The 26,875-nt window shown below is 43.0% G+C and carries 27 protein-coding genes and 1 tRNA gene; 12 read left to right on the top strand and 16 right to left on the bottom strand.

Annotation, left to right across the window (positions count from 1 at the left end):
- Positions 1–80 precede the first annotated feature (80 nt).
- Positions 81–1,013 (bottom strand): AEC family transporter, encoded by a 933-nt coding sequence (locus E5260_RS01200; protein ID WP_003642989.1) that lies wholly within the window; start codon positions 1,011–1,013, stop codon positions 81–83.
- A 263-nt stretch (positions 1,014–1,276) separates the two neighbouring features.
- Positions 1,277–2,137, bottom strand: coding sequence for an aldo/keto reductase (locus E5260_RS01195; protein WP_003643521.1), 861 nt, complete (start codon positions 2,135–2,137; stop codon positions 1,277–1,279).
- Between the two features lie 140 nt (positions 2,138–2,277).
- On the opposite strand from E5260_RS01195, the gene E5260_RS01190 reads away from it, so the two are divergent.
- From E5260_RS01190 to E5260_RS01180, 3 genes are all read left to right on the top strand, one after another.
- The gene (locus E5260_RS01190; RefSeq protein ID WP_003642991.1) at positions 2,278–3,030 is read left to right on the top strand and encodes a threonine/serine exporter family protein; all 753 of its coding nucleotides are present in this window, start codon (positions 2,278–2,280) and stop codon (positions 3,028–3,030) included.
- A 12-nt stretch (positions 3,031–3,042) separates the two neighbouring features.
- Positions 3,043–3,504 carry a threonine/serine exporter family protein gene (locus E5260_RS01185; RefSeq protein WP_003642992.1) on the top strand — a complete coding sequence of 154 codons (462 nt, stop codon included), beginning with the start codon at positions 3,043–3,045 and terminating at the stop codon, positions 3,502–3,504.
- Positions 3,505–3,948: 444 nt separating this feature from the next.
- Positions 3,949–4,290 carry a YxeA family protein gene (locus tag E5260_RS01180; protein WP_003642993.1) on the top strand — a complete coding sequence of 114 codons (342 nt, stop codon included), beginning with the start codon at positions 3,949–3,951 and terminating at the stop codon, positions 4,288–4,290.
- A gap of 181 nt (positions 4,291–4,471) precedes the next feature.
- Here the strand turns inward: E5260_RS01180 and E5260_RS01175 are convergent, their stop codons facing one another.
- From E5260_RS01175 to E5260_RS01160, 4 genes are all read right to left on the bottom strand, one after another.
- A complete protein-coding gene (locus tag E5260_RS01175) occupies positions 4,472–5,299 on the bottom strand; it encodes an undecaprenyl-diphosphate phosphatase (protein WP_003642994.1) in 828 nt (275 codons plus the stop codon).
- Positions 5,300–5,446: 147 nt separating this feature from the next.
- A complete protein-coding gene (locus E5260_RS01170; protein WP_003642995.1) occupies positions 5,447–5,965 on the bottom strand; it encodes an O-acetyl-ADP-ribose deacetylase in 519 nt (172 codons plus the stop codon).
- 1 nt (position 5,966) lies between these two features.
- Complete coding sequence (locus E5260_RS01165) at positions 5,967–6,539, bottom strand: TetR/AcrR family transcriptional regulator (RefSeq protein ID WP_003642996.1); 573 nt, start codon at positions 6,537–6,539, stop codon at positions 5,967–5,969.
- A 31-nt stretch (positions 6,540–6,570) separates the two neighbouring features.
- Positions 6,571–6,894, bottom strand: coding sequence for a membrane protein (locus E5260_RS01160; RefSeq protein WP_003642997.1), 324 nt, complete (start codon positions 6,892–6,894; stop codon positions 6,571–6,573).
- A gap of 248 nt (positions 6,895–7,142) precedes the next feature.
- Here E5260_RS01160 and E5260_RS01155 point away from each other — a divergent pair, with 248 nt between their 5' ends.
- Positions 7,143–8,111, top strand: a complete 969-nt coding sequence (locus E5260_RS01155) for a DUF1002 domain-containing protein (protein WP_003642998.1) — start codon at positions 7,143–7,145, stop codon at positions 8,109–8,111.
- 96 nt (positions 8,112–8,207) lie between these two features.
- Here E5260_RS01155 and E5260_RS01150 read toward each other — a convergent pair whose 3' ends face one another.
- From E5260_RS01150 to E5260_RS01140, 3 genes are all read right to left on the bottom strand, one after another.
- Positions 8,208–11,615, bottom strand: coding sequence for a WxL domain-containing protein (locus E5260_RS01150; RefSeq protein WP_003642999.1), 3,408 nt, complete (start codon positions 11,613–11,615; stop codon positions 8,208–8,210).
- Between the two features lie 44 nt (positions 11,616–11,659).
- The gene (locus tag E5260_RS01145; RefSeq protein ID WP_003643000.1) at positions 11,660–12,694 is read right to left on the bottom strand and encodes a DUF916 and DUF3324 domain-containing protein; all 1,035 of its coding nucleotides are present in this window, start codon (positions 12,692–12,694) and stop codon (positions 11,660–11,662) included.
- A gap of 61 nt (positions 12,695–12,755) precedes the next feature.
- On the bottom strand, positions 12,756–13,565 hold the full coding sequence (locus E5260_RS01140) for a WxL domain-containing protein (RefSeq protein WP_003643001.1): 810 nt from the start codon (positions 13,563–13,565) through the stop codon (positions 12,756–12,758).
- Between the two features lie 301 nt (positions 13,566–13,866).
- On the opposite strand from E5260_RS01140, the gene E5260_RS01135 reads away from it, so the two are divergent.
- A complete protein-coding gene (locus E5260_RS01135) occupies positions 13,867–14,604 on the top strand; it encodes a helix-turn-helix transcriptional regulator (RefSeq protein ID WP_003643527.1) in 738 nt (245 codons plus the stop codon).
- A gap of 481 nt (positions 14,605–15,085) precedes the next feature.
- Here E5260_RS01135 and E5260_RS01130 read toward each other — a convergent pair whose 3' ends face one another.
- Both E5260_RS01130 and E5260_RS01125 read right to left on the bottom strand, forming a co-directional pair.
- Positions 15,086–15,589, bottom strand: coding sequence for a MarR family winged helix-turn-helix transcriptional regulator (locus tag E5260_RS01130; protein ID WP_003643003.1), 504 nt, complete (start codon positions 15,587–15,589; stop codon positions 15,086–15,088).
- Positions 15,590–15,749: 160 nt separating this feature from the next.
- Positions 15,750–16,388 carry a TetR/AcrR family transcriptional regulator gene (locus E5260_RS01125; RefSeq protein WP_003645533.1) on the bottom strand — a complete coding sequence of 213 codons (639 nt, stop codon included), beginning with the start codon at positions 16,386–16,388 and terminating at the stop codon, positions 15,750–15,752.
- Positions 16,389–16,725: 337 nt separating this feature from the next.
- Between E5260_RS01125 and E5260_RS01120 the strand changes: the two genes are divergently transcribed.
- The 3 genes from E5260_RS01120 to E5260_RS01110 all read left to right on the top strand — a co-directional run bounded on the left by E5260_RS01120 (position 16,726) and on the right by E5260_RS01110 (position 20,262).
- Entirely contained in the window at positions 16,726–18,387 is a 1,662-nt protein-coding gene (locus E5260_RS01120; protein ID WP_003643005.1) for a phosphoenolpyruvate carboxykinase (ATP), read from the top strand.
- 101 nt (positions 18,388–18,488) lie between these two features.
- Complete coding sequence (locus E5260_RS01115; RefSeq protein WP_003643006.1) at positions 18,489–18,686, top strand: LBP_cg2779 family protein; 198 nt, start codon at positions 18,489–18,491, stop codon at positions 18,684–18,686.
- Between the two features lie 172 nt (positions 18,687–18,858).
- Positions 18,859–20,262, top strand: coding sequence for a glutamate decarboxylase (locus E5260_RS01110; protein WP_024272222.1), 1,404 nt, complete (start codon positions 18,859–18,861; stop codon positions 20,260–20,262).
- A 131-nt stretch (positions 20,263–20,393) separates the two neighbouring features.
- Here E5260_RS01110 and E5260_RS01105 read toward each other — a convergent pair whose 3' ends face one another.
- On the bottom strand, positions 20,394–21,461 hold the full coding sequence (locus tag E5260_RS01105; protein ID WP_013356016.1) for a C40 family peptidase: 1,068 nt from the start codon (positions 21,459–21,461) through the stop codon (positions 20,394–20,396).
- 325 nt (positions 21,462–21,786) lie between these two features.
- The gene (locus E5260_RS01100) at positions 21,787–22,122 is read right to left on the bottom strand and encodes a hypothetical protein (RefSeq protein WP_003643009.1); all 336 of its coding nucleotides are present in this window, start codon (positions 22,120–22,122) and stop codon (positions 21,787–21,789) included.
- Positions 22,123–22,237: 115 nt separating this feature from the next.
- Between E5260_RS01100 and E5260_RS01095 the strand changes: the two genes are divergently transcribed.
- Both E5260_RS01095 and E5260_RS01090 read left to right on the top strand, forming a co-directional pair.
- Positions 22,238–22,609, top strand: a complete 372-nt coding sequence (locus E5260_RS01095) for a hypothetical protein (RefSeq protein ID WP_003643010.1) — start codon at positions 22,238–22,240, stop codon at positions 22,607–22,609.
- Positions 22,610–22,662: 53 nt separating this feature from the next.
- Positions 22,663–22,735 (top strand) — tRNA-Ala (locus E5260_RS01090).
- Between the two features lie 203 nt (positions 22,736–22,938).
- Here E5260_RS01090 and E5260_RS01085 read toward each other — a convergent pair.
- Genes E5260_RS01085 through E5260_RS01075 form a run of 3 tightly spaced genes read right to left on the bottom strand, consistent with a single transcriptional unit; the run spans position 22,939 to position 24,880 of the window.
- Complete coding sequence (locus E5260_RS01085; RefSeq protein WP_003643011.1) at positions 22,939–23,532, bottom strand: nuclear transport factor 2 family protein; 594 nt, start codon at positions 23,530–23,532, stop codon at positions 22,939–22,941.
- Between the two features lie 21 nt (positions 23,533–23,553).
- Complete coding sequence (locus E5260_RS01080) at positions 23,554–23,865, bottom strand: DUF2316 family protein (protein ID WP_003643012.1); 312 nt, start codon at positions 23,863–23,865, stop codon at positions 23,554–23,556.
- 13 nt (positions 23,866–23,878) lie between these two features.
- A complete protein-coding gene (locus E5260_RS01075; protein WP_003643013.1) occupies positions 23,879–24,880 on the bottom strand; it encodes an amidohydrolase family protein in 1,002 nt (333 codons plus the stop codon).
- A 119-nt stretch (positions 24,881–24,999) separates the two neighbouring features.
- Between E5260_RS01075 and E5260_RS01070 the strand changes: the two genes are divergently transcribed.
- Both E5260_RS01070 and E5260_RS01065 read left to right on the top strand, forming a co-directional pair.
- Positions 25,000–25,578, top strand: coding sequence for a TetR/AcrR family transcriptional regulator (locus E5260_RS01070; protein WP_003643014.1), 579 nt, complete (start codon positions 25,000–25,002; stop codon positions 25,576–25,578).
- 160 nt (positions 25,579–25,738) lie between these two features.
- The gene (locus E5260_RS01065) at positions 25,739–26,692 is read left to right on the top strand and encodes a Dyp-type peroxidase (RefSeq protein ID WP_003643015.1); all 954 of its coding nucleotides are present in this window, start codon (positions 25,739–25,741) and stop codon (positions 26,690–26,692) included.
- Positions 26,693–26,875 lie beyond the last annotated feature (183 nt).

Genomic DNA, 26,875 nt, shown 5'->3' with positions numbered 1-26,875 from the left:
ATCATAACAGCACTGACCGCAAGTCGTGACCTCCTTTATGGGCGTCTCACAAACCCAGCATGGTAATCAAAATGTGCCCGTCATACGAGCTGCAATCCCCACATTAAGAATCCCATGGTCAGCGGCGCAATGACCGTACTTAACATTTGCGTCGCCACATACTCATCTGGTGCCAAGTGGTTTTGGACGGCCAACATGGTCGCGATGGTTGCAGTGGGGATTGCGAGCGTCAGGACGACTAATTGTTGGTTACTTAATGACACACCTAGACTAGCCATAATCCCCCAAATGAGCACCGGTAAGCCTAAATTTTTCAGTAGCACGTTTAAGACAACCATGCGCGTCAGTCGCCACGGTCTAGTCGTTAACAGAAGTCCCAGCGCAAATAACGCCACGCCCCCAGCTGCTTGTCCCAACTCCGTAAAATTCGTTAGCCAAGCACTGGGCAACCGCAATCCGGCCAAATTTAAGAGAAAAGCACTGATTGGCGCCCACACGACTGGTTGCCGACTCGCACGACACAGTTTCTGCCAACCGGCTCGCCAACGTTGCTCAGGTGTCGAACCGCCCGCTAGCGTTAACAGCAACACGCTCACTGGCACTTGTACCAAATTCATGTACAGGCCGCCTAACGCGACCAATAAAACACTGATTTTACCAAAAACCACCAGTAAAACGGAAACACCCATGAATGGAATTGAAGGACTGGCGATCACTAGCGCTCGTAATGTCCCCGTTTCTAGTTGTTGATGGAAACAGCATTGGCTCACAATGACGATAACCATGCCACCTAGCATGCCTAGCGCCAACCACAGCGCTACCGAGGAGTTTTGAATAATGGTAGCGCGCTTTAATGACAAGATTCCTCCGAAAAGACTTAACGGCAAGGCGTAATGCATGACCAACTGAATCAAAATATCACTGGTCGTTGGCGCAAATTGGTGACGTAGCCCCGCAAACACGCCTAATCCCACCGTCACAACAATTGGTAAAATTGCTAATATCAGTAACATTCACAGGCCCCCAGACTTAATAATTAAAACTGAGTGTACCATAGTCCAATCGCTGTGATAGTCAGGTTGCTAGTCAACAATCGGACATCTTATGACGTTTCATTAGTCTAATTAGGGGCCTACCTCATATTATTAAGCGGCCGCGCCACACTTTTTACGATAACAACGAATTTTCTAATTTAACTAGCTGACTCCCGACAATTAGGTGATTAGCCAAATAAAAAGGATGCTGCCAGTGGCTGCATCCTTAATAACAATGAAACTTAGAAATTAACTTGATCAGGATCATTAGCTAACCCGGCAACACCGTGGAAACCATCAATGACCTTCATATCATCATCGCTGAGTTCGAAATCAAATAATTCCGTATTTTGTTTAATCCGATCCGCATGAACTGATTTTGGTAATGGTAAGAAACCGTGTTGTAATGACCAACGTAGCACAACTTGGGCAACGCTCTTATCATACTTATCAGCCAACGTCTTTAATTCTGGGATACTGAAGATCTTACCAGTACCTAATGGACTATAAGCTTCTGATAAAATGTCATGTTTGCGGTTGTAGGCCACAACTTCATCTTCCATATCACTAGGATTGAGGAAGATTTGGTTAACGGCTGGCACAACCTTGGCTGTCTTAAGCAGCGCGTCTAAATGCTTAGGACGGAAGTTAGAAACCCCGATAGCCCGTGCTTTACGTGCCGTGTAAGCTTCTTCCATTGCCCGCCAAGTATCGGCGTTCAATTGTTCCCAATTGTCGCGCATTGCGGCTGGGTTTGGCCAGTGGATCAAGTAGAGGTCAACATAGTCCAAACCTAACTTAGCCAACGAGGTATCCAGCGCCTTCTTGGCAGCGTCATAGCCATGGTCGGCATTCCATAATTTGGTCGTGACAAATAGGTCTTCACGTGCCACACCACTATCGGCAATAGCTTTACCAACACTTTCCTCGTTACCATAGGCCGCCGCCGTGTCAATGTGCCGGTACCCCGCCTTTAATGCGGCTAATACGGAATCGTAAGCAACCTGACCATCAGGTGTTTGCCACGTTCCAAAACCAACAATCGGAATCTTAGTGCCGTTATTTAACGTGTACGTATCGGTGAGTTTAGTCAATGCAGTCATCAAAAATGCCTCCAAGAATTTATTTGTTAAGATAATTCTACCCATAACCGACCACTTCCGGCAAACATTCTGTTCCAAACTAATGACGATACGCAAAATTCGTGAGAAAATATAAACATTCTGATGTGGGAGGGGTTTTGATGAGCGATACGGCAGTTATGTTAAAAACCACGTTATTGGCCGGCGCCATTTTGCTAGAAAATGGGGCTGAAATCAAACGAGTTGAAGACACGATGCAACGAATTGCAACCAACGCGGGCTACCCTGACGCGCAGGTCTTCGTACTGTTAACAGGGATTACCGTCTCCTTGCCGGAAAATGCCACTAGCGAAGTGCGAGCAATCCATAATCGGGGTATGGACCTCGAAAAAGTGGATCAGGTCAACAGCCTGTCACGGCAGTTTGCTAATCACGATATTGATTTAACTGAATTTGCCGCAGCCCTCGAACGGGTCAATCAAGCCGTACCGACCTTCCCATTCAGCTGGTTATGTCTAGCGGCCGTTGTCGTTAGTGTGCCGTTGATGGTCGCCTTTACTGGACGGACAACTTCTGCCGACTTGATTACTTGTGGGCTAGCCGGGTTGGCTGGTTTTGCTGCCTTTTATTGGATCAATCGGCTGGGGTCAATTCGGTTTCTCAGCGAATTTATGGGCGCTTTTATTATTGGTCTAATTACCCTACTCGGCTTTTATCTCACTAACAGTCATTATCATCCCGACGCCATCATTATTGGCGCTGTGATGCCATTAGTGCCGGGTGTCGCCATTACTAATGCCGTCCGTGACACAATGACGGGTAACTTGCTGAGTGGTCCTGCCCGCGCTGTAGAGGCCGTTTTATCCGCGTGTGCGATTGGTGTTGGTATCGCACTGACTTCATTTTTCTACTAAAGGAGGCGTGACATGCTACATTGGCTCTTAACAACCGGTTTATTTCAAATTATCTTAGCTTACTTAGCTACGGCTGGTTTTGGGGTACTTCTCAATATTCCGCGTCGCGCCGTTAACCTCAGTGGTTGGGTCGGTGCTGCTGGCTGGTTTACGTATGAGATCCTCTATCACATCCTGCCATTAGGAATCGACGCCAAACTTGCGATTGGTAACCTCGTCGCAGCTATCGTGATTGGCGTCGCTAGCGGTATGGCCGCACGCTACAAACGAATGCCGATGATCATCTTTAATATCCCTAGTCTGGTCCCACTGGTTCCTGGTGGCCAGTCTTATCGAGTCGTTCGTAACTTGGTCACTGGTCAACCAGACTTGGCCTACCAGTACTTTGTACAAGTTGTCATTATTGCTGGCGTGATTGCAATTGGCTTTCTCGTCGCTGAATTTATCAATCGCATTACTTTACACTTTGTTTAATCAGGAAAATCAGCTAGTGCATCTTTGTCGGTTAGCAAAATGACACCACGTTATCTTGATTTGCAGCTGTTATACTTCTTAAATGATTAGCAAAAAAATAGATAACGCCTTTTACTAAGTACTTACAATAAAAGTAAGTTAATAGGTCTAATATAGTTCAAATTGTGGGCTTATAAGCCTGCAACATTTACAATAATAATTGTATTTAACCCGAGATTTTCTAACTTGGAGGGAGAAAAGCTCAATTTATTATTTAGATACTGACAAAATAAGCTTAGAGAAAAAGAAAAATACCCTTGGTAAGATTGGCATAAAATTATTACCTTCATTAATATTTTTCAAAACTGAAAATTCAATTAAAATACTGCCTAATTACGATTCTACAGCTGCAATTTCAATGTGGTTGCGAAGCCTTAAAAGGTAGTATACGAGGAGAATACTACAATGAATACTAGGTCTAATCATCTCATCGAATGGCTGCTCACCTTATTATTAATAATCACAATTCTGATAAATGTTGGTTGGTTTATTTTTCGATATGGCGGTCATTACTACTACATGAAAATATCGAGTAGTACCGGAACTTCCCCAATTACACTACCGGTCAATGTCTCAGCTACTGGGTATCAATACCAAGGACTAGCAACTAATTCTAAGGGCGAAAAAAAGTATCTTCATTTTAATACAGTTGCTGCTGATCCAGCCCCATTCAAACGCGGACAAATTGTCAGAATCACATTCAATCAAAGGTACGGCGTAACCAACTATAAATTAGTTCATCGGTAACACGATTACTTCAAAAAAGCCGTCATAACGATTGGTCTATCACTTATCCAATCGTTATGACGGTCCATCCATTACTAGAATGATATAATCTAAAAAGTCAGCAACTAATTTATAGTCGCTGACTTTATTTATTCATGATATTTGCGGCAACAAGCTTAGCCAAAAGTGACGCTTCTAGTATTTAATGAATCAACGTAAAGTAGCCAATCACAAGTACCCCCAGGACAATTCGGTACCAACCGAACGCCTTGAAGTCGTTTTTCTTGATGTAATCCAACAAGAAACGAATCGACAAGTAAGCGACTATGAAGGACACGATCACCCCAACGGCTAAGACTGCTCCTTGCAAACCAGCTAAAGAACCACCGTGAGCAAAGAATTTCACAAGCTTCAGTAATGACGCCCCAAACATTGTTGGAATTGCCATGAAGAATGAAAACTCAGTTGCGACGTAGCGTGAAGTTCCAATCAAGATAGCCCCTAAAATGGTTGCACCGGAACGTGAAGTCCCTGGAATCAACGAGAGCAACTGGAAGCACCCAATGAACAATGCCGTCGTATAAGGTAACGTTTGTAGATTAGCGAAGCGGGGTGTTAAGCGCTTATTATGATTTTCAATCACAATGAATAGGACCCCATAAATAATCAACGTGGCAGAAACGACCGCCCAATTCATTAAATGTTCGTCCATCCAATCATTTAACGGTAGCCCCACGATCACTGATGGAATGACCGCTAATAACACCTTACTCCAGAGAACCCAAGTATTTCGCTTTTCCGTGGTATCCTTGCGTGGTGACAACGGATTTAGTTTATGGAAATACAGGACAACGACCGCCATGATCGCCCCTAATTGAATCACAACGTTGAACATATCCGTAAACTGCGTGGACTGTTGCATCTTGATAAATTCGTCAACTAGGACTAAATGCCCCGTTGAACTAATTGGTAAGAATTCAGTAATCCCTTCAACAATCCCCAAGATTACCGCTTTAAAAATATCTAACACAATGGATTCCTTTCTTGTTGGCAATGATTATCGCTTGATAATCCCAATACATAAAGATTTACGACCATCCCCGATGACCGGTATATCAACATTATAGCAAGCAGCTACTCAAGATAGTAGCGTCCATGTGTATTTTTTTGGTAAAGATTAATTTGTCAGCGCTACCAACGCCGTACTAAATGCATTTTGTGTTTGGTCATCAAAACAAACAATCGTGATTGTCTGAACCGTGTGGGCCGTTGTCTGCGCGGTTGCTTGTAACGTTTTTAACGCTAACGGTGCCGCAATTGATAGCGGAAAGTGATAGACGCCGGTACTGATAGACGGAAAAGCAACCGTTTGACAATGATTCTCAGCGGCCAAATTCAGACTGTTGCGATAACTGTTCGCTAACAATTGTAATTCATTATGCTGGCCACCTTGCCAAACGGGACCCGGCGTGTGAATCACATACTTCGCCGGTAGTCGAAAGCCCGGCGTAATTTTGGCTTCACCAGTTGCACAACCGTGTAATGGGCGACAGGCAGCCAGCAATGCTGGCCCAGCTGCCCGATGAATGGCACCATCGACGCCGCCACCACCAAGCAAACTCGTATTGGCCGCATTAACAATTGCATCAACGGTCATTTTGGTAATATCACCGTGAATGACTTTAATCTCAACCATCTTAAACTGCCCCCATAATCAGATTAACACTCGTTTGGGCCTGTTGTTTTAGCTGTGCCCCACTAGGATCCTGTTTTGCCAATAACTGAATGCCACTGCGAACCTGCATTAAACTTGCTGCAGCCTCAGCGACCGTGGTCGGTAAGGTTTTAGCCTGAGGTGAAAGTAAACCGACGAGTCGGGTCTGTAAATCAGCATAGATCGTTTGCAGTTGGGCCATCAAGGACGCATCCTGCGACCCAATTTCGGCCATCAGGTTCACCATCAAACATCCTGCTGGCCACCGTTCACTCTGAAACGGCAGTCGCAAACAAGCCGCAATTAAAGCGGGCAATGGTGTTTGCCGCGCCCGCTCACGTTGAATCAATTGATCAAGTTGTTCATCTAACGTTATTTGATAGCGTTCAAGTGAACGGCGTAACGCAACCCGCTTACTGTGATACTGGCGATAAAACTGCGTTCGTGACAACTGGCTAACGGTGAGCAAGTCGTCAACTGTCGTTTGATAATAACCACGCTGCCAAAATTGAATCATCATTGCTGTTTCAACCACTGATGCGTCCTTAACAACCATGCTAAACCCTCCTGAACCTAACGCTACTACATTAATCAGCAATTAAATACTGAATTCCGCGAATAATCGACCATAAGTAGCTAGCCACTGCGACTAATCCAAATACCGCTAAAAGAACCACGGCCAACCAGCCACTATTAACGATACTGTCCATATAAATACCGCTAACGCCTAAAATAACGAGCAGTGTAATTCCTAAAATTGTCGGCAACAAATGTAACCAAAAAGCCCGTCCTGCAACCCGATGTGCTTCTGGATTAGTACTCGTCAGCAACCAAACAATTAATGGAAATAAAACTGGTAAGAATAAAATGCTTAAATAGCTCAACGCGTTAATCACCCGATTTTGTGTCATTGTTATAACCTCCCCCGATATTTATTTCGAGTATAGCGAAAGTCTGGTACTTCGGCAAATAATAAACAAATTGTTAAAATACTTAGGACTCTCCCAAGGTTACGCGCCGAATGTTAACTTACGACCACGGTCTGCTATAATAATGACATAACCTAACCTTGCAATCGCTAGTTGCCACTGTACAACCCGGGAGCGAACGGTTCATGTTAGGATTTAGGTGCATTAGTTAAGATGCGGAGGAAAAGAAAATGACGAAACGAATGAGTTTCAAATTTAAATGGGTTGCCCTCGTTGCCACCCTGATCGTTGGGCTTGGCAGCTGGCAAGTCCTTGCGCACGCTGACAGTAGCAGCGATGAACCAATTGTCACATTAGGCAGTAGCCTGACTAGCAGTCAAAAGACTGGGACGATCAACACGTTAACGGCTAGCTTGAACGGTGCCGATTATCAGACGCTAACTGTTAACGGCGATACTCTAGTTAAATACCTCAACCCATCAGGTGAAAGTTTCACAAGTAGCTCAGGTGTGTGGTCCAGTGCGATGATTCAAAAAACAAGTTCTGGTTCTGGAATTAATGTCAAAATTTTAAATTATAATGGTAGTAATAACATCACCACTATTACGGCTAACCAGTATAAAAACGCCGCACTAACGGCTGGGATTACCGATGCTAATATTTACGTCACATCAGCTACTCCAATCGACGGTTCGGGCGCACTAGCCGGTGTTTACGCAGCGTACGCAAAATCTGGTAACAGCTTAAACACGAAGCAAGTAACCGCCGCCCAAGATGAGTTAAGTACTCTCAGTGGCATCACCCAAGCAAATAAGAGCAAGGATGGTTATACTGATTCCCAGTTGAACAACGCTGTGGCTGGTGCCAAAAAGGAAATGGCCCAAAAAGGAAGTAACATCACTAAAAACGAAATCACGACCATTGTCAATCAACAAATTACCAATAACAATTTAACAAATGTCATTACTAATAATCAAAAGACTGAAATTATTAATTTGTTAGTCAAGATCCGTGATTCAGGTGCATTAGATTCTTCAAGCTTTAAGACTCAAGCCAACTCGTTGATGAAGAACATTCAATCAAATGCCAAGGGTGTCTTCAGCAAACTCAATACTAAAGAAAATCAAAACTTGCTCCAAAAAATGTGGAGCGCGATTGTTAACTTCTTCAGCTCTATTTTCAAATCAATCTTTGGCTAATTATTAATCTCGGATACTCAAAATCGGACGACAAAACTGCAATCAGTTTTGTCGTCCAATTCTTTTTAAGCCTTGAAGCATACCATTAAATAACGATCACTGGCTTGGCAAACTATTCAATTGCCAAGTGATAGTTCCAGAATAATTTTTAGCCATCACACGACCACCCTTGACGTGCAACGCAACGTTATTAACATTCCAAATTTGTTGATTAGTCCCGACGCCTTGTTGACTAGTCGTCCCAGCTATTAACGTTTGTTGGGTAGCACCTGGGGTTAACTTAATCACGGCTGGTAAGGTTGCCTGATTTTGGTCAGTTGCCGTAACCCATTTACTAGTACTAGCATTCAAATATTGCGCTGTTCCTGATGTTAACGTCACGTAACTACCCGTCATGGTCGTCCCATCAGTAGCTGTCAACGCTGATAATTGGGCCGTCAATTGCCAACCACTTGGGGTGTCCCGTGTATCAGTCACTTGTGTATACACACTATCCTGCCCATTTTTCTGACCACCAACTGTTGCATACTTCTGTCCATCAGTAGCAGTAGCCAATTGGTCTTCAGCGGCTGATGGTGACAACAATGGGTACGCTGTATCCATTGTTGGAATGCTGTGCTGTCCAAAGTTCAAATGTGTAGGTACAGCGTCCAACGATAATGGGCCCAAATTGTTCGTCCCGCCAGTCCCAGGCTTGCTAGGATCATCAGGATCAATTGGATTGACGATTAAATCCTTAGCTACTGTAAATATCGGTGCTGGTTGGAAAGTCGCATCATGATACTGCTGCCCATTTGGATAACTATTAGGATCAGGATTACGATTTCCTAGACTATCAGCCATATAAATAATAATCTTGTCACCAATTTTTAACGATAATCCGGTTAAGTTCAGTGACCAAGTCCCATTGGCATTGACAACCGTTTTGACATTAGTTTGAATCTGCCCATTCAATGCTAATGTGACCTGCGCACCTGGCTCTCCATTTTGACCACTCACCGTTCCTGTTGAAACTCTAATGGGGTCCGGTGATACCATTGTGGCCGGATTAGGCGGCGTCACATCAACCACCGTCCCGGTAGCCGTGACCGTCGTTCCACTGGTATTGCTAGTCGATGCTGTGACCGTCGTTCCAGCTTTTAAAAAGGTCCCGACATTAGCTGTTGCGTAGCCATTACTATCAGTTTGGGCAGTGATTGTCTTACCATTAACGCTATAACTCACGGTTAATTGCCCTGCACTAGCATACTGTGGAATATAATTAACCGTTCCGTCATCTTGAACACCATTAGTATCAGGAACCATCGCCACAATGACTCGCGTCCGCAGCTTCTGATCCGCATCTGTTAGCTTGGTTGTCCCATCATACGGATTATTAAATGCTAATTGTGGCTTCTGGTTAGTGGCACTAATCCGACGCATTTTAGAAGATAAATAATTACTTTGCAAATTACTATCCGTGGCCGTCACTGCTGAACCCTGTTGTAATAACTGAGATACGTTACTATACGAATAATCCGCACCGCCCGTAACCGATGATGCTAATTTCCACAAGCTAATATTACTATCTTGGATTTCAAAAGTGCCCACATTATCTTGGTTAATCGAACTAGCCGCTGCAGTCGTTCCAGTTGAGCTATTACGTAAATCCAAGTTGTTCGGATTAATAAATCGAACAGTAGCCAAACGCGCGTAATTTCCCGAAATAAGCGGTGCTCCCGTAGCAGCAATTACATAAATATTGGCACCACTACTACTTTGAATCGTCGAAGTTGCATTATCAGAAAAAGAGATTGGCGATTGACTTCTAGCTAGTGACGTTAGATTAACGGTGCTACCAGTATCCGCGTAAAAATTACGATGATATTGTGACCCATAAAAGTACTTGTTAGAGTATGCATTTCCTGGAACGCTAGCATTAAACGTGGCATTTTTACCCACATTAATACTTTCATACGCATCAAAAATAACCGGATAGGTAGTATAGGCGGTTGACGTAGAACTAGCAGGTCGTCGAATACAATTTAGCGTCGCGCCTTCTTCAACATTAACTTGCCGATTACCAGTTCCTTGATAGTCATAAACAAACCAGATAAATGAATTATCATCACCATTGGCTATTTTCGATCCAGTGAATGTCTGTCCAGCAGCTACATCAAGGCCACCACATAAGATGTTTTCTCGAACCGTTGTTACTCGGCAATTGCCGGTAATATTGACTTGGTTCCCTTGCGCACTGACAAATCGCCGACTTGTATTGGTATAACTAGTCCCACTTGGGACCGTAATATTACTAACATTAAATGTCCAATTCAAAGCCCCACCGGCACCATCGCCACCGGTGGATGAGCCAATCAAACCCGCATCATTTCCAAAAGATCCGATTAATGATGCAAAATTCATAAAAGTGGCCGTATACATCGTACCGCTAGTTGCAGTATTATTTCGGGTATGAAAACCAGCCCGACCAATATTCACGCTATGACCATTTCCATTCACAATAATATTACCGGATAATCGTGAATCCAAAGCGCCTGAAGCGGCAGTCGGATTACTAATATCAGCCGTAATATTAATTTCATCAACACTCGCATCCTTCCAAGCATCGACTAATTGAGACCACTGACTAACATCAACCACATTCGAACTCAGCTGAGCTAACCGAGTGACTGGTATTAATGGACTAGATTTGGCACTCGCCGTTGCTTGCTTAGTTGGTGCTGATGAGAACACTTGACTAGCAGTGGATGACGATGAGATGCTGGCCGAACTATCAGTTGTCTCACCCGCAGATTCCGTGACCGCTGACGATTGATTAGCAGCAGTTTCTTGTGAAGGCTCGCTACTGCTAGCACTCGTTTGGTTTACCGCCTGACTTGAAAGCGTCGTTGCAGCTGAACGTGAACTGTCCAAACTTGCTGCTGATGATGTCGCTTGTCGACTTGACGATGCCGTCGAACTATTTGTATCGGTTGCCGCTGAAGAACTAGCTGAACTCGTACTGGCCTGATCAGCCTGCGTTTGTGGTTGCTTAATCTCGACATTCAACGCCGGCCCTTTTTGATCATCGGCTACAGCAACTAACGCCAGTTTTTCTGCTTTAACAGCTGTTAATCTAATTGGTACCTTCGTTTGCGGATATTCATCTGACCACTGAACCGTTATCCTGCGCTTATCAGGATTGTACGCAACTGTCAGATGCTTAGCCGTAATTGTAAAGGCACCATTATCCCCCGTTGTGTACTGACTATCATCGAAAACTCGTTTTATTTGCTTAAACTCCTCTGGCCCATCTAAATTAACCTCGTTCGGTAAATCAATCGTATTTATTTTAGAGGCCGTATCACCAACCTGTAGTTCAACATCAAAATGTTGATTCGTTAAAATATTATCGCTAGCCGTTGATTTTGCAAAAGTTAACTGTGGTAACGTAGCTGCTTGAGCGGTCATATCAGCGCCTAAGCTTACCGTTGCACCAGCGGCTATGACTTGTAACAATACCATCAATATGACAACAATTGCTCTTAGCTTTTTGATAGTATCACCCCTTAGCGCTTATTTTGACGCCGTTTAATTACCCAGAATATGATTAAAGCAATGAGCAATAATACTAACAACACGATACCAATCAACCAACCCCAAGTAGTTGGAGACGTGACGTTAACAGCATCCGTAGCGCCAACTACAAAATCTTGCTTTAGCGACCAGACATGCGGCTTAGCGAACTTTTCATCCGTAGTTCGATACTTGACGTATAGAGTGTAAGTCCCAGGTAAAATGATCCCCCGATTAGTACGCCACTTTAATGGTAAGTCAAAGTTAGAATTAGGAGCCATCGAACTACTTTTTAGATCAGCCACCGCGAGCTTTTTGGTCTGCCCAGCTTTGCTAACGTAGGCAGTGACAGTCCCTTTGCCTAGAATTGAAGCGTGGTAATTTTGAATATTACCGATAACTGTCTTGATGCCACTCCGCTTTTTTAATTGAACATCAGCCAAGCGTAATTTTGGCAATGGATCACGATTTGACGTTAGTTTGATCCCCACATTGTAGGCATATTCGCTAGTTAACGTCGCCCCCTTGGTTTTAAGATGTTGATCTGCAATTTTAACTTGCCAACTTCCTAAAATAATCCCTTTGTTCAATTTCGTTGGCGTTTTTAACTGTGCCCGCACGATCCGTGACTTATTAGCTGGGATCGTCGTTTCCTCATTCGGTACGGTAATAATATCAGCTAGTTTTACTTTTAAACTAGTGTCATCATTCAGATTAGCAGCACCATAATCAATAACACCTTTCGCATTAGTATACGATTGTAGGAATTGATTTTTGACTTTAATTTCATGATTTGAGCGATTATTAACACGCATCGCTAACGAATATGTTCTCTTCGGTTGAATTTTAAAATCCCAATAATAAGCGTCCTTTGATAATTGTTGCTTTTCATTAAGCATTGGCTGAACATCAAAAGTTACCGCATTATTGGCCGTGTCAGCAGCATGGCCAATCACAGTCATACCAGCCAACAAAGTCATTATTAGGGTTAACATCCCTAATAATAGCTTCTTATTCCAGCCGTTCATAAAAGGGCCTCCCTTCAAAAAAACGAGTTAACTATTCAACATAGCCACTCGTTTTCGTTCATTAAGCCGTTGGTGTCGAGTTCAATGTCCAAACAATATTCCCTGAATAATTCTTAGCGGCTGCGTGACCACCTTTAACATGTAATTGCACATTATTAATATTCCAGTATTGTTGGTTGACCCCCATACCTTGACCGTCACCAACTTTAGACCCTGCCGTGGCTGTTGCAACATCGGTTGTCGATGAAGCGCCGGCATTGAGCACAATTGGTGTTGCAACGGTTGCCTGGTTCGCATCCGCCGCAGTGACCCAAGATTGTTGATTAGCTTCCCCTGTCAGATATTGTGGTGTCCCACCACTTAAAACAACTGACGCGTTCGTTAACACTTGGCCGTCAGAAGCCGTAATATCAGAAAGCTGTGCCTTTAATTGCCAGCCAGCACCAGTCCCCCGTGAGTCAGAAACTTGCGTGTAAATGATATCATTACCATTTTTCTTACCACTAGTCGTCACATTTTGGGTCTTATCATCATTAGCTGTCGCAAGGCTCTCCTGACTAGCATCTTTTGAAAGTAAAGTGTAGGCCGTATCAACATTAGGTTGCGTATGCGTCCCAAAATTAAGATACGTTGGTACCGCATCTAACGAAAGTGGCCCGTTGTTCCCAGTACCACCGCCGCCAGGATTATCCGGATTGTCTGGATCAACAGGATTAGTCGAACCACCGTTAGACGTAAACGAAACATCTGCTTGAGACTTTCCAGTTGAAGGCAAGGTGTCAGCGGAAGCTCCTAAATTATTGAATGATAAACAAGCAATACTGGCTACTGAAACCAACATAGCTGCTTTGAGCGTACGTGACTTTGTCATAAGTCAATTCCCCCTAAAATTTAATTAGCATATTAATCTTCTTCATCAATAGCGCGTAATACCTTTTTGTACAAACATATTAATATTTAAATCAATATTATAAATTCATCTTTATTAACAAACTTTTAGCAAACTAATTGACGAAGAATATTTATATGTCTATACTGGATAACTTAAATCAGTCATTATCCTTGAACCAATTAAAGCATACCAATTAAAGTTAATCAAGTACACTATTATGTACGTTTACTATTTGTATAAAATTCACTATTTTTGTAACTTATGGGGGAGGAACTGTCTATTGAATTTTCCAGAGCTCAAACTTTCTCAAACAGAACGCGATTTCAATTTTGATTTTGCTATATTGGAACATGATTTAAGTTATTTTTTCGAAAAGCGTTGTCTTGACTACGCCTTGGAACATATCAATAGATTTAATCACAAAATCAAGGATAACTTATACAACGTCCGCCCACTCATTCTAAAAGAAGCCTTAATTTCACTAACCTGTGATCTAGCAAGTGTCAGCTTTTATCATTATTTGAACATGATCACATTCGTTAACTTAAGAAAGGACATTTTGCATTACCTCACAACAACAACACTAACGAATGATGATTTTATGCCACTTTTAGAGTCAATCGTTAACAATTATTTTAGCAATCTTGATACACTTGATATTCCAATTGATGGTACCCGCCTCTCTAAGCAAGTCGCGCTAGTTGTCTATTATATTGATAATCATTGTGATGAGCCATTAAGAGCAAATACCATCTTAGAGGAACTGACGTTAGATCCTGAATACACTAAGCGTAAATTTCGTAAAGAACTAGGGTTTACCATCAACTTCTACATTCGCCACGCTAAATTACAGCGGGCAAAGCAATTATTAATTAATACCCATCTTCCTATAGGTGAAATTGCAGAAAGAATCAACTTCTACAATAGCGCCGAATTTGCACGCCAGTTTCAAAAAGAATTCGATATTACTCCGAGTAAATATCGCGAGTTAAATCAAATTTTTTATAAAGAAGAATAAATAGGATATTTACTTTGTACAATAAAATATTTTTTTGTGTTTTAAAATTCGCATATAAGTTTAATCACTCTTAAACTTGATATTAATTCTGCAATATCAAGCAAGCTCCTAACCAAACCTTGAACGCGCTATTAGGTTAAAAGGCAACCAAAGTTCATATGAGTAAGACGAGTGTTTGTCCGCTCGTCTTATTTATACAAATCACCCAATCATTGTGACTACTATACAAACAGTAAGCGCTCACTTTTTCCAAAAATAATTACTAATAAGTCTTATTTTAAGTACAAGCACGGATTATATCTGATAGCGCAAACAACCAGCTTGACACCTATTACCATCGAGACTTCATAGCACCTATCGTCTTGATCATTTCCGAATCACGATCAGTGGTCATTAATGATTATAAAAACAACCCTGTTAGCACCAAAAGACGCCAACAGGGTTGTTTTTGTAATTATCTTTAATTATAACTGACACTCAATTAAGCTTCAGCCCGCTTCAAATCAGTATCAGCATACGTTGCCTTTTTAGTTTGCTTGCTAGCATCTTCATTAACAAACTTGTCCATAAACTCTTCAACCAAGTTCAAAGTCTGATATTGTTTAGCTAAACTGAAGCTTTGACGCCATTCCCGGTTGCGTTGAATCAATTCAGTAAAGACTTCATGTTCAATCCGAGCGCCTTCTGGTGTTAACTTTAAAACTTTGTTACGACGGTCATGGTCTTCAGCTTCTTGATATAAGTAATCTTTCCGTAATAAGCGACCAATTAAGCGTGAGATTGCTGAACGCGTCACACCGTGACTTTCGGCAATATCCATCAGACGGATCTTACCTTTTGCTTCAGCAATATCATATAAAATGTAAAATTCATCCAAAGTAATCCCATGTTCCGTTGCAGGTTCAGCAAACATATCTGATAAGTTTTTAAAGCCATGTAAATACATATGGCTAAAGCGATTAAAAAATTCCATATCTTCATTCATTATTCAAGTCTCCCTTTCACTAGTCGAATTATCATTAAATTCCCAATCATAATTCGCCCCATACTTTTTTCATAAATTAGTAAGCGTCGTTTATCATTTCCCCGCTTTAAAGTGTACTAGTATATTTTACGAAATACAAGTAATTTAGATTACTTTAATATTAAATTTTTATTTCAGTACTCAAGTCAAGGGTCGCGTGTTTATGCAGATACGTGATGAATTGCTGATAATAATAGTCAGTATTATACTTGGCTGTGCTCAAATAAATTTGATCAATTTTCTCAGTATTCTCACCTAATAACAAGTAAAACGCTTGGTCGATATTTTCTGCAATCATGCCAACACTAGCTCTTAGAATTTTACGCTTGAAAAAAACAGCCATACCACCAGATAACGCGAAGTTCAACGCGTATCTAATCATAGCAGCTTCACCTTCTACGCCGATAGCTTCTAGCCAGTCTAGTGTCACTAGCACCATTTCAGTCGTCAGTTCCGGACTCTCGAAGATGTCCTGAATAAAGTGTTCCATGGTCGGATTTTCATCTAACATCCGCAAAACAAAGCTCATTTGAATCATTGTTCGCTGATACGAAGACAGCATGGTCAGCTGTTCATTACTATAGATAAAAGCACTAAGCGTCAACTCATTTAACATCGTACTTAATAAAACGATTTTCTTCGGGAAATAGTGTTGTAGCAACGACTTACTGATATCACAGGCAATGGCAATGTCCTTCATCTGAACGTTCGCATACCCCTGCTCGGCAAACAAGCGAAACGCTGTATTAACAATCTCCATTCGCCGTTGCGTGTTCCTTCTTCGTGGCAAGAAAGGTGCCTCCCTATCACTGATTTTCAATCATTCTCTTTTAATAAACTATACTAATATAGCTTTGAACGCAAGTGATAATTTAATTGGAAAGTTAATTAATAACAGCCTCAACTATCAAAATGATCATTACTTATCAATAAAATCCGCGAGTACTTCCAACTACAAGTTAGTTAACAACCACTGCGGCTTAACGTCTTAATCGTCTAAACGCACTAGCAGCTATTCATCAGCCAAAAAAGAAAACGCTTTCTTATGTGAAAGTTTGTGCTAAAATTAACTTATCAACTTGCAGGGAGGCTACAATATGAGCACTAAAAATTCTTATCAATTAGCCGATATCGGTCGCCATAATCCGATCTTTTCACAGATCCGTTCTACCGTCGAAACGGCCTTTTACGGTAATAATATGCACCACGTTGATGATATCGCTGCCGCTTACCACCGCGCTACTAAGGACCCCGGAACCGTTATTACGGACCTCCCAATCTATCGCGCAACGGATTTAGGCTTACCAGCTGATGCAAAAATGTTGATTGCCAATACGGGTAAGGTTGTTGGCCGAACCGCACAAGCGCGCCGGATTCTAGGCAACCCGGGCGTTAGCGAAGCCGATATGGCCGGTCGCCTACGCCAAGCACTATTTGCTAGTGCTCACAAGGACTTCATCACGACGGACGTTCTGGTCGGTTTAGACGAAGACTTCATCGTGCGGGCCCACCTCGCGATTCCGGACGGTTTTGCCAATAATCTACTTTCTTACATGCTTAACTTCCAGCCCATCACCGCTGCTTATCAAGAAATGTTCGATCGGTCCGTTGCTTATCCAGAAGGCGATATTTACATTTACGCTGACCCTACTTACCATGATCCAGATTATCCAGACGGCCTGGCTATTTTTGATCCGCAACATAATACGGCTGCCATTCTAGGAATGCCATACTTTGGTGAGTTGAAGAAATCGACTTTGACCTTAGCTTGGTCGATCGCCCATCGTCACGGCTTCGTTGCTTGTCACGGTGGCTTGAAGGCCTTCCACTTCAAGGACAAGCAAGACCAAGTCTTCGCCATGTTCGGGTTATCAGGTTCCGGTAAGTCAACACTAACCCACGCTAAACACGGCTATAAATACGATATCACCGTTCTCCACGATGACGCCTTTGTCATCAATCGCAAGGATGGTAGTTCCGTGGCCCTCGAGCCTTCTTACTTTGACAAAACCAACGACTATCCGATGACGTCCGATGAGACCAAGTATTTTATGACGATCCAAAACGTCGGCGTCACCTTAGACGATCAGGGTCGCAAGGTCCTTGTCACTGAAGATCTGCGCAACGGTAACGGCCGGACGATCAAGTCACGGTACGCTTCGACTAACCGGGTTGATAAGGAAGCCGCTCCCATCAATGCAATCTTCTGGATTATGAAAGATGATAGCTTACCACCCGTGATTAAAGTAGATGATCCCGTATTAGCAGCGACATTCGGCGCCACTTTAGCGACCAAACGGAGCTCGGCCGAAAATATTATTGGTAATGTCGACCGTAACGCCCTAGTGATCGAACCATTTGCAAACCCATTTAGGGTCTATCCACTATCAGAAGATTACCATGATTTCAAGGCACTCTTCGAAGAACGCCATTTAGATTGTTATCTATTGAATACTGGCTTCTTTGGCGATAAGAAGATTCCTAAGGAAATTACCTTGGGTGCGCTGGAAGCCATTGTCAATGATACGACCGAGTGGGAGTCATTCGCAGGCTTGGAGCACATGCAAAACCTAAAGTTAGCTGATTTCCCAGTTGATTATGCCAATGCAGACTACCGTAACTTGGTCGCCACTCGTTTAGGAATTCGGGCTAACTTCATTGATCAATATCAACACAACAATCATGACCAGCTTCCCCATGAGATTACTGATATTCTAGTCCACCTACAAGATCAATTAAAACAACCAATTACAAAATAGGATGGCATTCGTTCCCCGCTTCAGACCAATTAAGGTTATAATAAAAGTAGCGGGTATATGGCACTGAACTTTTACGAATTCTAAAAATCGGGGTGAGGAGCATGGAACTACCATTAAGTCAATTATCAGAAAAGCTCATCAGTTTTGAACGCGAGCACCATCTTACAGATAACGACCTTGCGTTTGGCAGTCAATTATCAGTTGAACGGATTCACAACATTAAATCTGGTGAAGCAACGCCAACTCAGGAAGAACTGCAACTGTTGAAGAAATTCATGAATAGCAAAGCCAAAGCTTAACTGCTAGTTCAGCGATAAAGCCTAATTGGGGCAAAGATCCTCACTAAAAACTGGTCGTCCATTCGACCAGTTTTTTTGTTACCTACCATCCAGATTGCGTTTTAATTTACCCTGTTATCACCTCGTGCTATACTCGGCACAACTTATAAAGATAAGGGTGACCAACATGGCAATGTTATACGGTAAACACAATCATGAAGCTGAAGAATACTTGGAACCAGTCTTTGGTGCGCCTTCTGAACAACATGATCTTCCTAAGTATCGGTTACCAAAGCATTCATTATCCCCTCGAGAAGCCGATCGCTTAGTTCGTGATGAATTATTAGATGAAGGCAATTCACGACTGAACCTGGCAACTTTTTGTCAGACCTATATGGAACCCGAAGCCGTTGAATTGATGAAGGATACGCTGGCTAAGAATGCCATCGACAAATCTGAGTACCCCCGCACGGCCGAGATTGAAAATCGGTGTGTGAACATTATTGCCAATCTGTGGCACGCACCTGATGACGAACACTTTACGGGTACCTCTACGATTGGCTCCTCTGAAGCTTGTATGTTAGGCGGTTTAGCAATGAAATTCGCCTGGCGTAAACGCGCTCAAGCGGCAGGTTTAGATCTGAATGCCCATCGACCTAACCTCGTTATTTCGGCTGGCTATCAAGTTTGCTGGGAAAAGTTTTGTGTCTACTGGGACGTTGACATGCACGTGGTCCCAATGGATGAGCAACACATGGCCCTTGACGTTAACCACGTCTTAGACTACGTGGACGAATACACAATTGGTATCGTCGGTATCATGGGCATCACTTATACCGGTCAATATGACGACCTAGCCGCACTCGATAAGGTCGTTACTCACTACAATCATCAGCATCCCAAATTACCAGTCTACATTCACGTTGACGCAGCGTCAGGTGGCTTCTATACCCCATTTATTGAGCCGCAACTCATCTGGGACTTCCGGTTGGCTAACGTCGTTTCGATCAACGCCTCCGGGCACAAGTACGGTTTAGTTTATCCCGGGGTCGGCTGGGTCGTTTGGCGTGATCGTCAGTTTTTACCGCCAGAATTAGTCTTCAAAGTTAGTTATTTAGGTGGGGAGTTGCCGACAATGGCGATCAACTTCTCACATAGTGCAGCCCAGCTCATTGGACAATACTATAATTTCATTCGCTTTGGTATGGACGGTTACCGCGAGATTCAAACAAAGACTCACGATGTTGCCCGCTACCTGGCAGCCGCTCTGGATAAAGTTGGTGAGTTTAAGATGATCAATAACGGACACCAACTCCCCCTGATTTGTTACCAACTAGCCCCGCGCGAAGATCGTGAATGGACCCTTTATGATTTATCGGATCGCCTATTAATGAACGGTTGGCAAGTACCAACGTATCCTTTACCTGCTAATCTGGAACAACAAGTCATCCAACGAATCGTCGTTCGGGCTGACTTTGGCATGAATATGGCCCACGATTTCATGGATGACCTGACCAAGGCTGTCCATGACTTAAACCACGCCCACATTGTCTATCATCATGACGCGGCACCTAAGAAATACGGATTCACACACTGAATCATCACGTTATTTTGATAAAATAGTTAAACTTCAGAAAACAATTATTATCACTCGTGTATACAAAAAATAGCACCATCCAGATTCTGACGAACCGGGATGATGCTATTTATCCATTTAAGGGATATTAATTACATGTGGATAGCAAAGCTTGGTGTGTAGTAAGCTGTGCTCTTAATTGAAACAGTTTCACCATAAGTTGGCGAAGCGATGTATTGGCCACCGCCTAAGTAAATCCCAACGTGGTAAGGTGCTGAATCAGAACCCCAGAAAATCAAGTCGCCAGCTTGGGCTTGGCTGAATGATACGTGAGTACCAATCGTAGCTTGAGCATATGTGGTCCGACCGATTGAACGACCAACCTTAGCAAAGGCAGCTTGCGTGAATGCAGAACAATCCATTTGTTCGTAAGGTGTGCCAATGAAGGTCTTAGCAGCAGCAATTACTGAACTGTATGATGCAGTTGAACTAGTCGTTGATGTACTAGTTGATGCTGAAGCACTGTAGGCCGTTGCAGTAGCAGTCGTTGTTGATGAACTAGTCGTGTTACTTGCAGTTGAGCTAGCTTGTGAGCTCGTTGAAGTAGCAGCTGATTGCGTACTAGTTGCAGTCGTGCTAGTAGACGATGCTACTGAAGTTGAGCTTTGTGATGCTTGTGAAGCTGAACTTTGGCTAGCTGAGCTTTGTGAAGTTGCTGAACTAGTTACAGCACTTGAGCTAGCTTGTGAAGCTACTGAACTCGTTGAAGCACTTGAAGTGACACTGCTTGCACTAGCAGTTGAAGTGCTACTTGATTGAGCAGCTACTGAGCTACTTGATACTGCTTGGCTCGTACTACTTGCACTAGTAGTTGATGAGCTGGTAGCAGCAGCGCTAGTAGCTTGTGAACTAGTTGAAGTTGCGGCACTAGTTGACTTAGCACTGCTTGCACTAGCAGTGGTCGTCTTAGTCGTAACCTTTTCACCAGTTTTAACGCCAGGAATATTGATGGTTTTACCAGCAATAATTAAGTTAGGGTTGCTTAAGCCATTAGCTTCAGCAATCTTGTCAACAGAAACATGGTACTTTTGTGCGTACGCCCAAACAGTATCCCCTGCTTTGATTGTCATTGAATCGGCATTGGCAACTGCTTGACTAGTAACTAACATACCAGCTAAAGCAGCAGTTCCTAACATCACTTGTTTAATATTTACTTTCACTTTAATAATGATCACTCCAAAAAGAATGTCACGTATGTACTTCAAGCCAACGTCTATACTACTCAATTTGTGTTACATACCAATACCAGCAAAATAACAATATGTTACGAAAGTTACAAAACCGTAACAATAATTAGCCATCGTAACATTTTCGCGCTGAAACCCTATCATACCGGCATCGTTTTATTACTAAAATTTGAAACTATTTAGCAACTTTGACGAAAAAAAGTTATTTTTATTTTAAAAAGCCGAATTTCCAGTGACAATTCCTGGAAATTCGGTTAAATTTCAATTTAATTACGACCAAACGTTCGGCTAATTTGGACTATTTAGATATTCGTTGGCGATGATGCGTTCGCGGTAATCCTAATAGCCATCGAATATCATTACCCGTAAAGTTCAACTTCAAGAATTCGCCACTTTGTCCCTGTTGATACATGGTCGGTAATACCTGGTCTTGCAACTTGATCACTTGCTGTGCGATCTCTTCGTCAAATAAATATTGCCGTGTCGCGGCAGCAATTTCACCGACCGTAAAAATCTGAGCAGCGTTAGCAAATATCTGCTCTTTGCTCAGCGCCAACTGGGCTTGTTTAAACTGGGCGTAGGACTGATCCAAGACTTGGCCTGCTTGAGTTTCCAATGCGGTTACTGTGGTCATGATGCGCACCTCCTAAATTTATCCCTATTGTAACCGCCACCGCTGACTTTGACCACGCTAAACCATGCTTTTTAAATAAAATTTGCTATACTAAAATGACAAAGGGGAAATTAACTTGACGAATACAGACAATCGTTATTATCAACCAACCGACATCAAAGATGCACTTCAAACAATTCAAAAATTATTTAATACTTATACCGATGCCCCATTAACACCCGAATTAATGACTTACCATCAAAAATTAGTTAATCAGTTAGCTACTAATTTATTACCACTAGCACAACAACAACATGACAAATTACGGATCACCCAAATTAATTCAATGATGGCCGTTATGCAAGATTGGCTAAAATTAAGGCTGAATGGTCAAGTCTTCGGCGGCAAAATGCAACACTTCAAGTTTGTCAGCAACCAAAAAGCACAGTACAAACGACGAGTGCATAAAATTCGTGGCAATCAAAATCATCGTGCTAGTCGCCATTGATGACCAAACTAGACTTGCACGACTAGCATTTTGCGGTATACTAAAAGTGTATTGGGCCCTTAGCTCAGTTGGGAGAGCGCCTGCTTCGCATGCAGGAGGTCGTCGGTTCAAATCCGGTAGGGTCCATTTTAATAGACGTCAAAAACAAGGTGTGTTGCAATCAACTTTCGATTGCAACACACCTTATTTTTTGGATCATCATTTATTTATATTTATCAAAGTAACGGTCTGTTATTTTAACGAATGTACTAAATTATTTTCGTTTTTGGTTACAAGACGCTAAAAGTATTTGATTTTACATGATATCGCTTTTTTTATTTTACCTTCAACTATGCTCCAGCTCGCAACCACGCATTCGTTTCCTTGTACAATCGCTCAACTTCTTCTGGTCGATCCGTCCCTAATAAATCCTGACTAATTTGACCACCGACAGCTTGTCGGACATAGGCTAGGAATTGATACGAGGACCGTAAACCGTTAAAATCTTGAGGTATCACGTGTAAATCCTGTCCCACAATGACTGGTCGTAAATTATCACTTTCGTTAATTGAGGTCAATCGACTAATCTTCCACTTAGTATCACGGCGTTCGACGCGGTAAATCAGTCGCCGATATGATTCTAATTCCGCTAAAGTACCATTGACCATCATGCGCATATGCGTCGTGGTTGGTAGTTCCACGTATGCCTTATCGCCATTCAGATGAACGACAGGCGTACTGACGCTCCCCACAATAACAAAGCGCGGATCAACTTCCTTCGATTCTGCGCCAATAAATGTACTTAGTGGTCCTTGTTGCCAACTAGTTGCCACAGTCGCGTCGGCGTAATAGCAATCTCGGATTTCAGGGTTATGCCGGGCACGAAATAAGCGCTCACGGGCCACTAGTTCACTAATTAGTGCCATATCAGTTCCGTTACTCATTGACGATTTCCTCCAATCATTTTAGCAATCACCGGCCGACATTTCGCGACGATCAATGACAGCGCTATTCAAAAACCAATGACGATGCCAGTCGCCACTTAATGCCGTAAATGGCACCGGCGTCTTCCCGCCTGCTTCCACCTTTTCAATCAAATAATTACGTAAGATCCACGGATCGTTCAAAGATTGTTGTGTTAAGTCAAATAAGTGATCGAGCTTAGTTGAACTAATCCCTAAATCATCAGCTACCTGGGCTTTCGTAAGACCAGTCAACGCAAAGTTAGCTTGTAATTCATCCCGGGTTGCCTGCATTTGTTGTGCGTTTAATGACATTATTTCGTTCCTCCTATAATTTAAATAACGTGGTTGCCGTGCCAAACGCGATTTGAGCTCGTTGTTCATCGGTCAAGTCGGCGATATCCAGGAAACTTCCACTCGTCTCCGGCTGCTTATACGGGTAATCGATCGAATACATCAGGTGATCCGCCCCCATCTCCGCTAACATAAATTGCAACTGAGGCGCACTCAAAATACCACTTGGCGTCACGTACACATTATGCCGATAATAAGTACTAAACGGATACTGTAAGTCTGTATATGTTGTTAACTCATCATCCAAACGTTCCAAAAATAGTGGGACTAGTTCGCCCCAGTGTCCTGAAATGAGCTTCAAGCCAGGCAACTTATCAAAAATACCACTAGCAATCATCCGTATCACTTGAATCCCAACATCCATATGCCAACCATAACCGGCAGATGATAAGATCCCCGTGACAACGTCAGACCATTGGTTACTTTCAAAATAATGACTCGTTACTGCTTGCGGAATAAATGAGGGGTGAAAATACACAGGGACATCAAGCGCCGCAGCTGCTTCAAAGATTGGTAAGAAGAATGGCTCATCAAAAAATTTATTCTGATAATTTCCTTTCAGCAACACACCCCGTAATCCCAGCGTCGTCACCGCTCGGTTTAATTCAGCGACCGCAGCTTGCGGATCACCAACTGGTAGAACGGCTAACCCAGCATAACGATCAGGATGAGCTACCACTGCTTTCGCTAATTCATCATTAGCTAATTGTGAGAGTGGAACTGCTTGTTCCGGCGATAAGTTCTGTGGTGATGAATTACCATAAGATAACACCTGCATATCAATGCCATATTGAGCCATAAATGCCAGACGTTCATGCTGGGTGTCTTGCATAATTGCAGGACTCGGTAAATTGTCCCGCATGTACTGGCGTAGCGCTGGACTAACTGCTGGTAACACAGCGTTACCAACAGCTTGACGCATTGCGGCAGTCACAGCTGCCGATTCAAAATGCTCTTCAACGGTAATTAATTTCATTAGTCCACAATCTCCTTAATTGGTCAGTTATATCTAACTGTGACAGCTATTATAGACGCTTTCATATGCTAAAAAAGGGACGTTTTGAGACATATCGTAATCTGGTGTATCATTAACATATGACAAAATTAATTATGAACAATCAATTGCATATTGATCAGCGAACTCATCAAACTCATCGTAAATTGATTACTGCCCTGCAAGCGAATTTTAAGTCTCAAAAGTCCTTCAACGAGTTGACTGTCAAACAACTTTGTCTGGATGCCCACGTTGGACGTGCCACCTTTTATCGTCATCACCAGGATATTGAAGATATCATTGTGATTGAATACTTAATTGCCTTACAACAGTTAGGACACGCGTTGAATGACTTAACGACCACATCTTACGCGACCATTGCTGGTGCGATCGTCACGACGATTCGTGCACATCTGGGCCTCCCCTTACTCGTGTCATGGGCCCAGTGTCGCGAGCGGGTCATCCCATTAGAGGTTGGCTTTGCCCAACAGCTACTAACTAGCTTAGCCATCCATCCTAAGCAACGGCATTTTATGGCAACCTATCTCGGCAACTGTCTTCATCAGTTAGCTTGGCAACTTGCAACCACACAGACAACACTCAGCAAAATTGAGACTTACCGGCTATTTATTCAATTAATTCCTAATGTCTTACAAGCACCAACGATTCCAACCGACTAGTCCGTTTAGTGATTAGGATACACACCACGTTAGTTTGGCCGCCTACCCCTGATGCTAGCGAATGTCGTCATTATTCACACCCGCCGTTTGCCTTTATTTGACGCTACCCTTACCACCATGTACGCTAACAATATCAAACAATTTATGGAGGAAATATGTCATGCCAATCAATCCAAATCGCGCCCAAGATGTCTGGAAGGATGTCGGTGAACACGTTCAATTTACCGTTCTTCAATTAAATCGGCAGGATCAGCAACACGACCGTGAAGTCTTTCAAGAATTTGCAGATCGGTCACAAGCCATCATTCGCTCATTACGCATCCGGGACGCCAAACCTGAAACTGGCACCCAATTAAAAGTTAGCATCGGCATCAGTAGTGCCGCTTGGGATTACCTGTTTCCTGGCGCACCCAAACCTAAAGAATTAGAAACCTACACCACCTTAAGTGGGCCCAAATACACCATGCCAGCAACACCCGGCGACCTCTTCTTCCACATTCGCGCAAGCAACGAAGCGGTCGTCTACGAATGCCAAACGCAGTTCCAGCGGGTCTTAGCGCCAATTACGACCGTCCTCGATGAGACGAAAGGCTTTCGTTACTTCGAGGGCCGGGCCATCATTGGCTTTATCGACGGTACGGAAGCGCCGGCCGTAGAAGATGCCGCTGATTATGCCTTAGTTGGTGACGAAGACCCCCAGTTCATCAACGGTTCTTACGCCTTTGCACAGAAATGGCAACATGATATGCCCGTGTGGGAACATATGCACACCGAGGATCAGGAAAAAGCCGTGGGCCGCGAAAAATTCAGCGACTTCGAGTTAGAAGACGAAGACAAGTTTAAGAATGCTCACAACGTTGCTTCAAAATTGGAAATTGATGGTGTCGAACAAAAAATCGTTCGGATGAATGTCCCGTACTCCAATCCAGCAGCTGGTAACACAGGGACGTACTTCATTGGTTATGCCCGTCACTGGACGGTTACCAAAGGCATGCTGCAAAACATGGTCGACCAAAGTGACTTTTTACTAACTTTCTCAACTTTACTATCCGGACAAGCGTTCTTCATCCCATCACGTGACCTGTTCGCTCAAATTGCAGATAATGATTTTTAAGCTATTACTAGCGTACTCGTTTTGACGTTAAGGCTTCGACTAGGAACACGCTGTTAAAAAAGGCAGTCTTGATTGGTACTTAATACATACCGATCGAGACTGCCTTTATGTTGTTTTAACTTTAGTTTAACGGTTTATTCACGAACAATATTGATTATCATTCCTTTTCACGGTAACTGGCAA

It is taken from the genome of Lactiplantibacillus plantarum, from assembly GCF_014131735.1.
GTDB classification, from domain to species: domain Bacteria; phylum Bacillota; class Bacilli; order Lactobacillales; family Lactobacillaceae; genus Lactiplantibacillus; species Lactiplantibacillus plantarum.
Note: the sequence above shows the minus strand (reverse complement) of the source record. Positions and strands in the feature narration are given on the sequence as shown.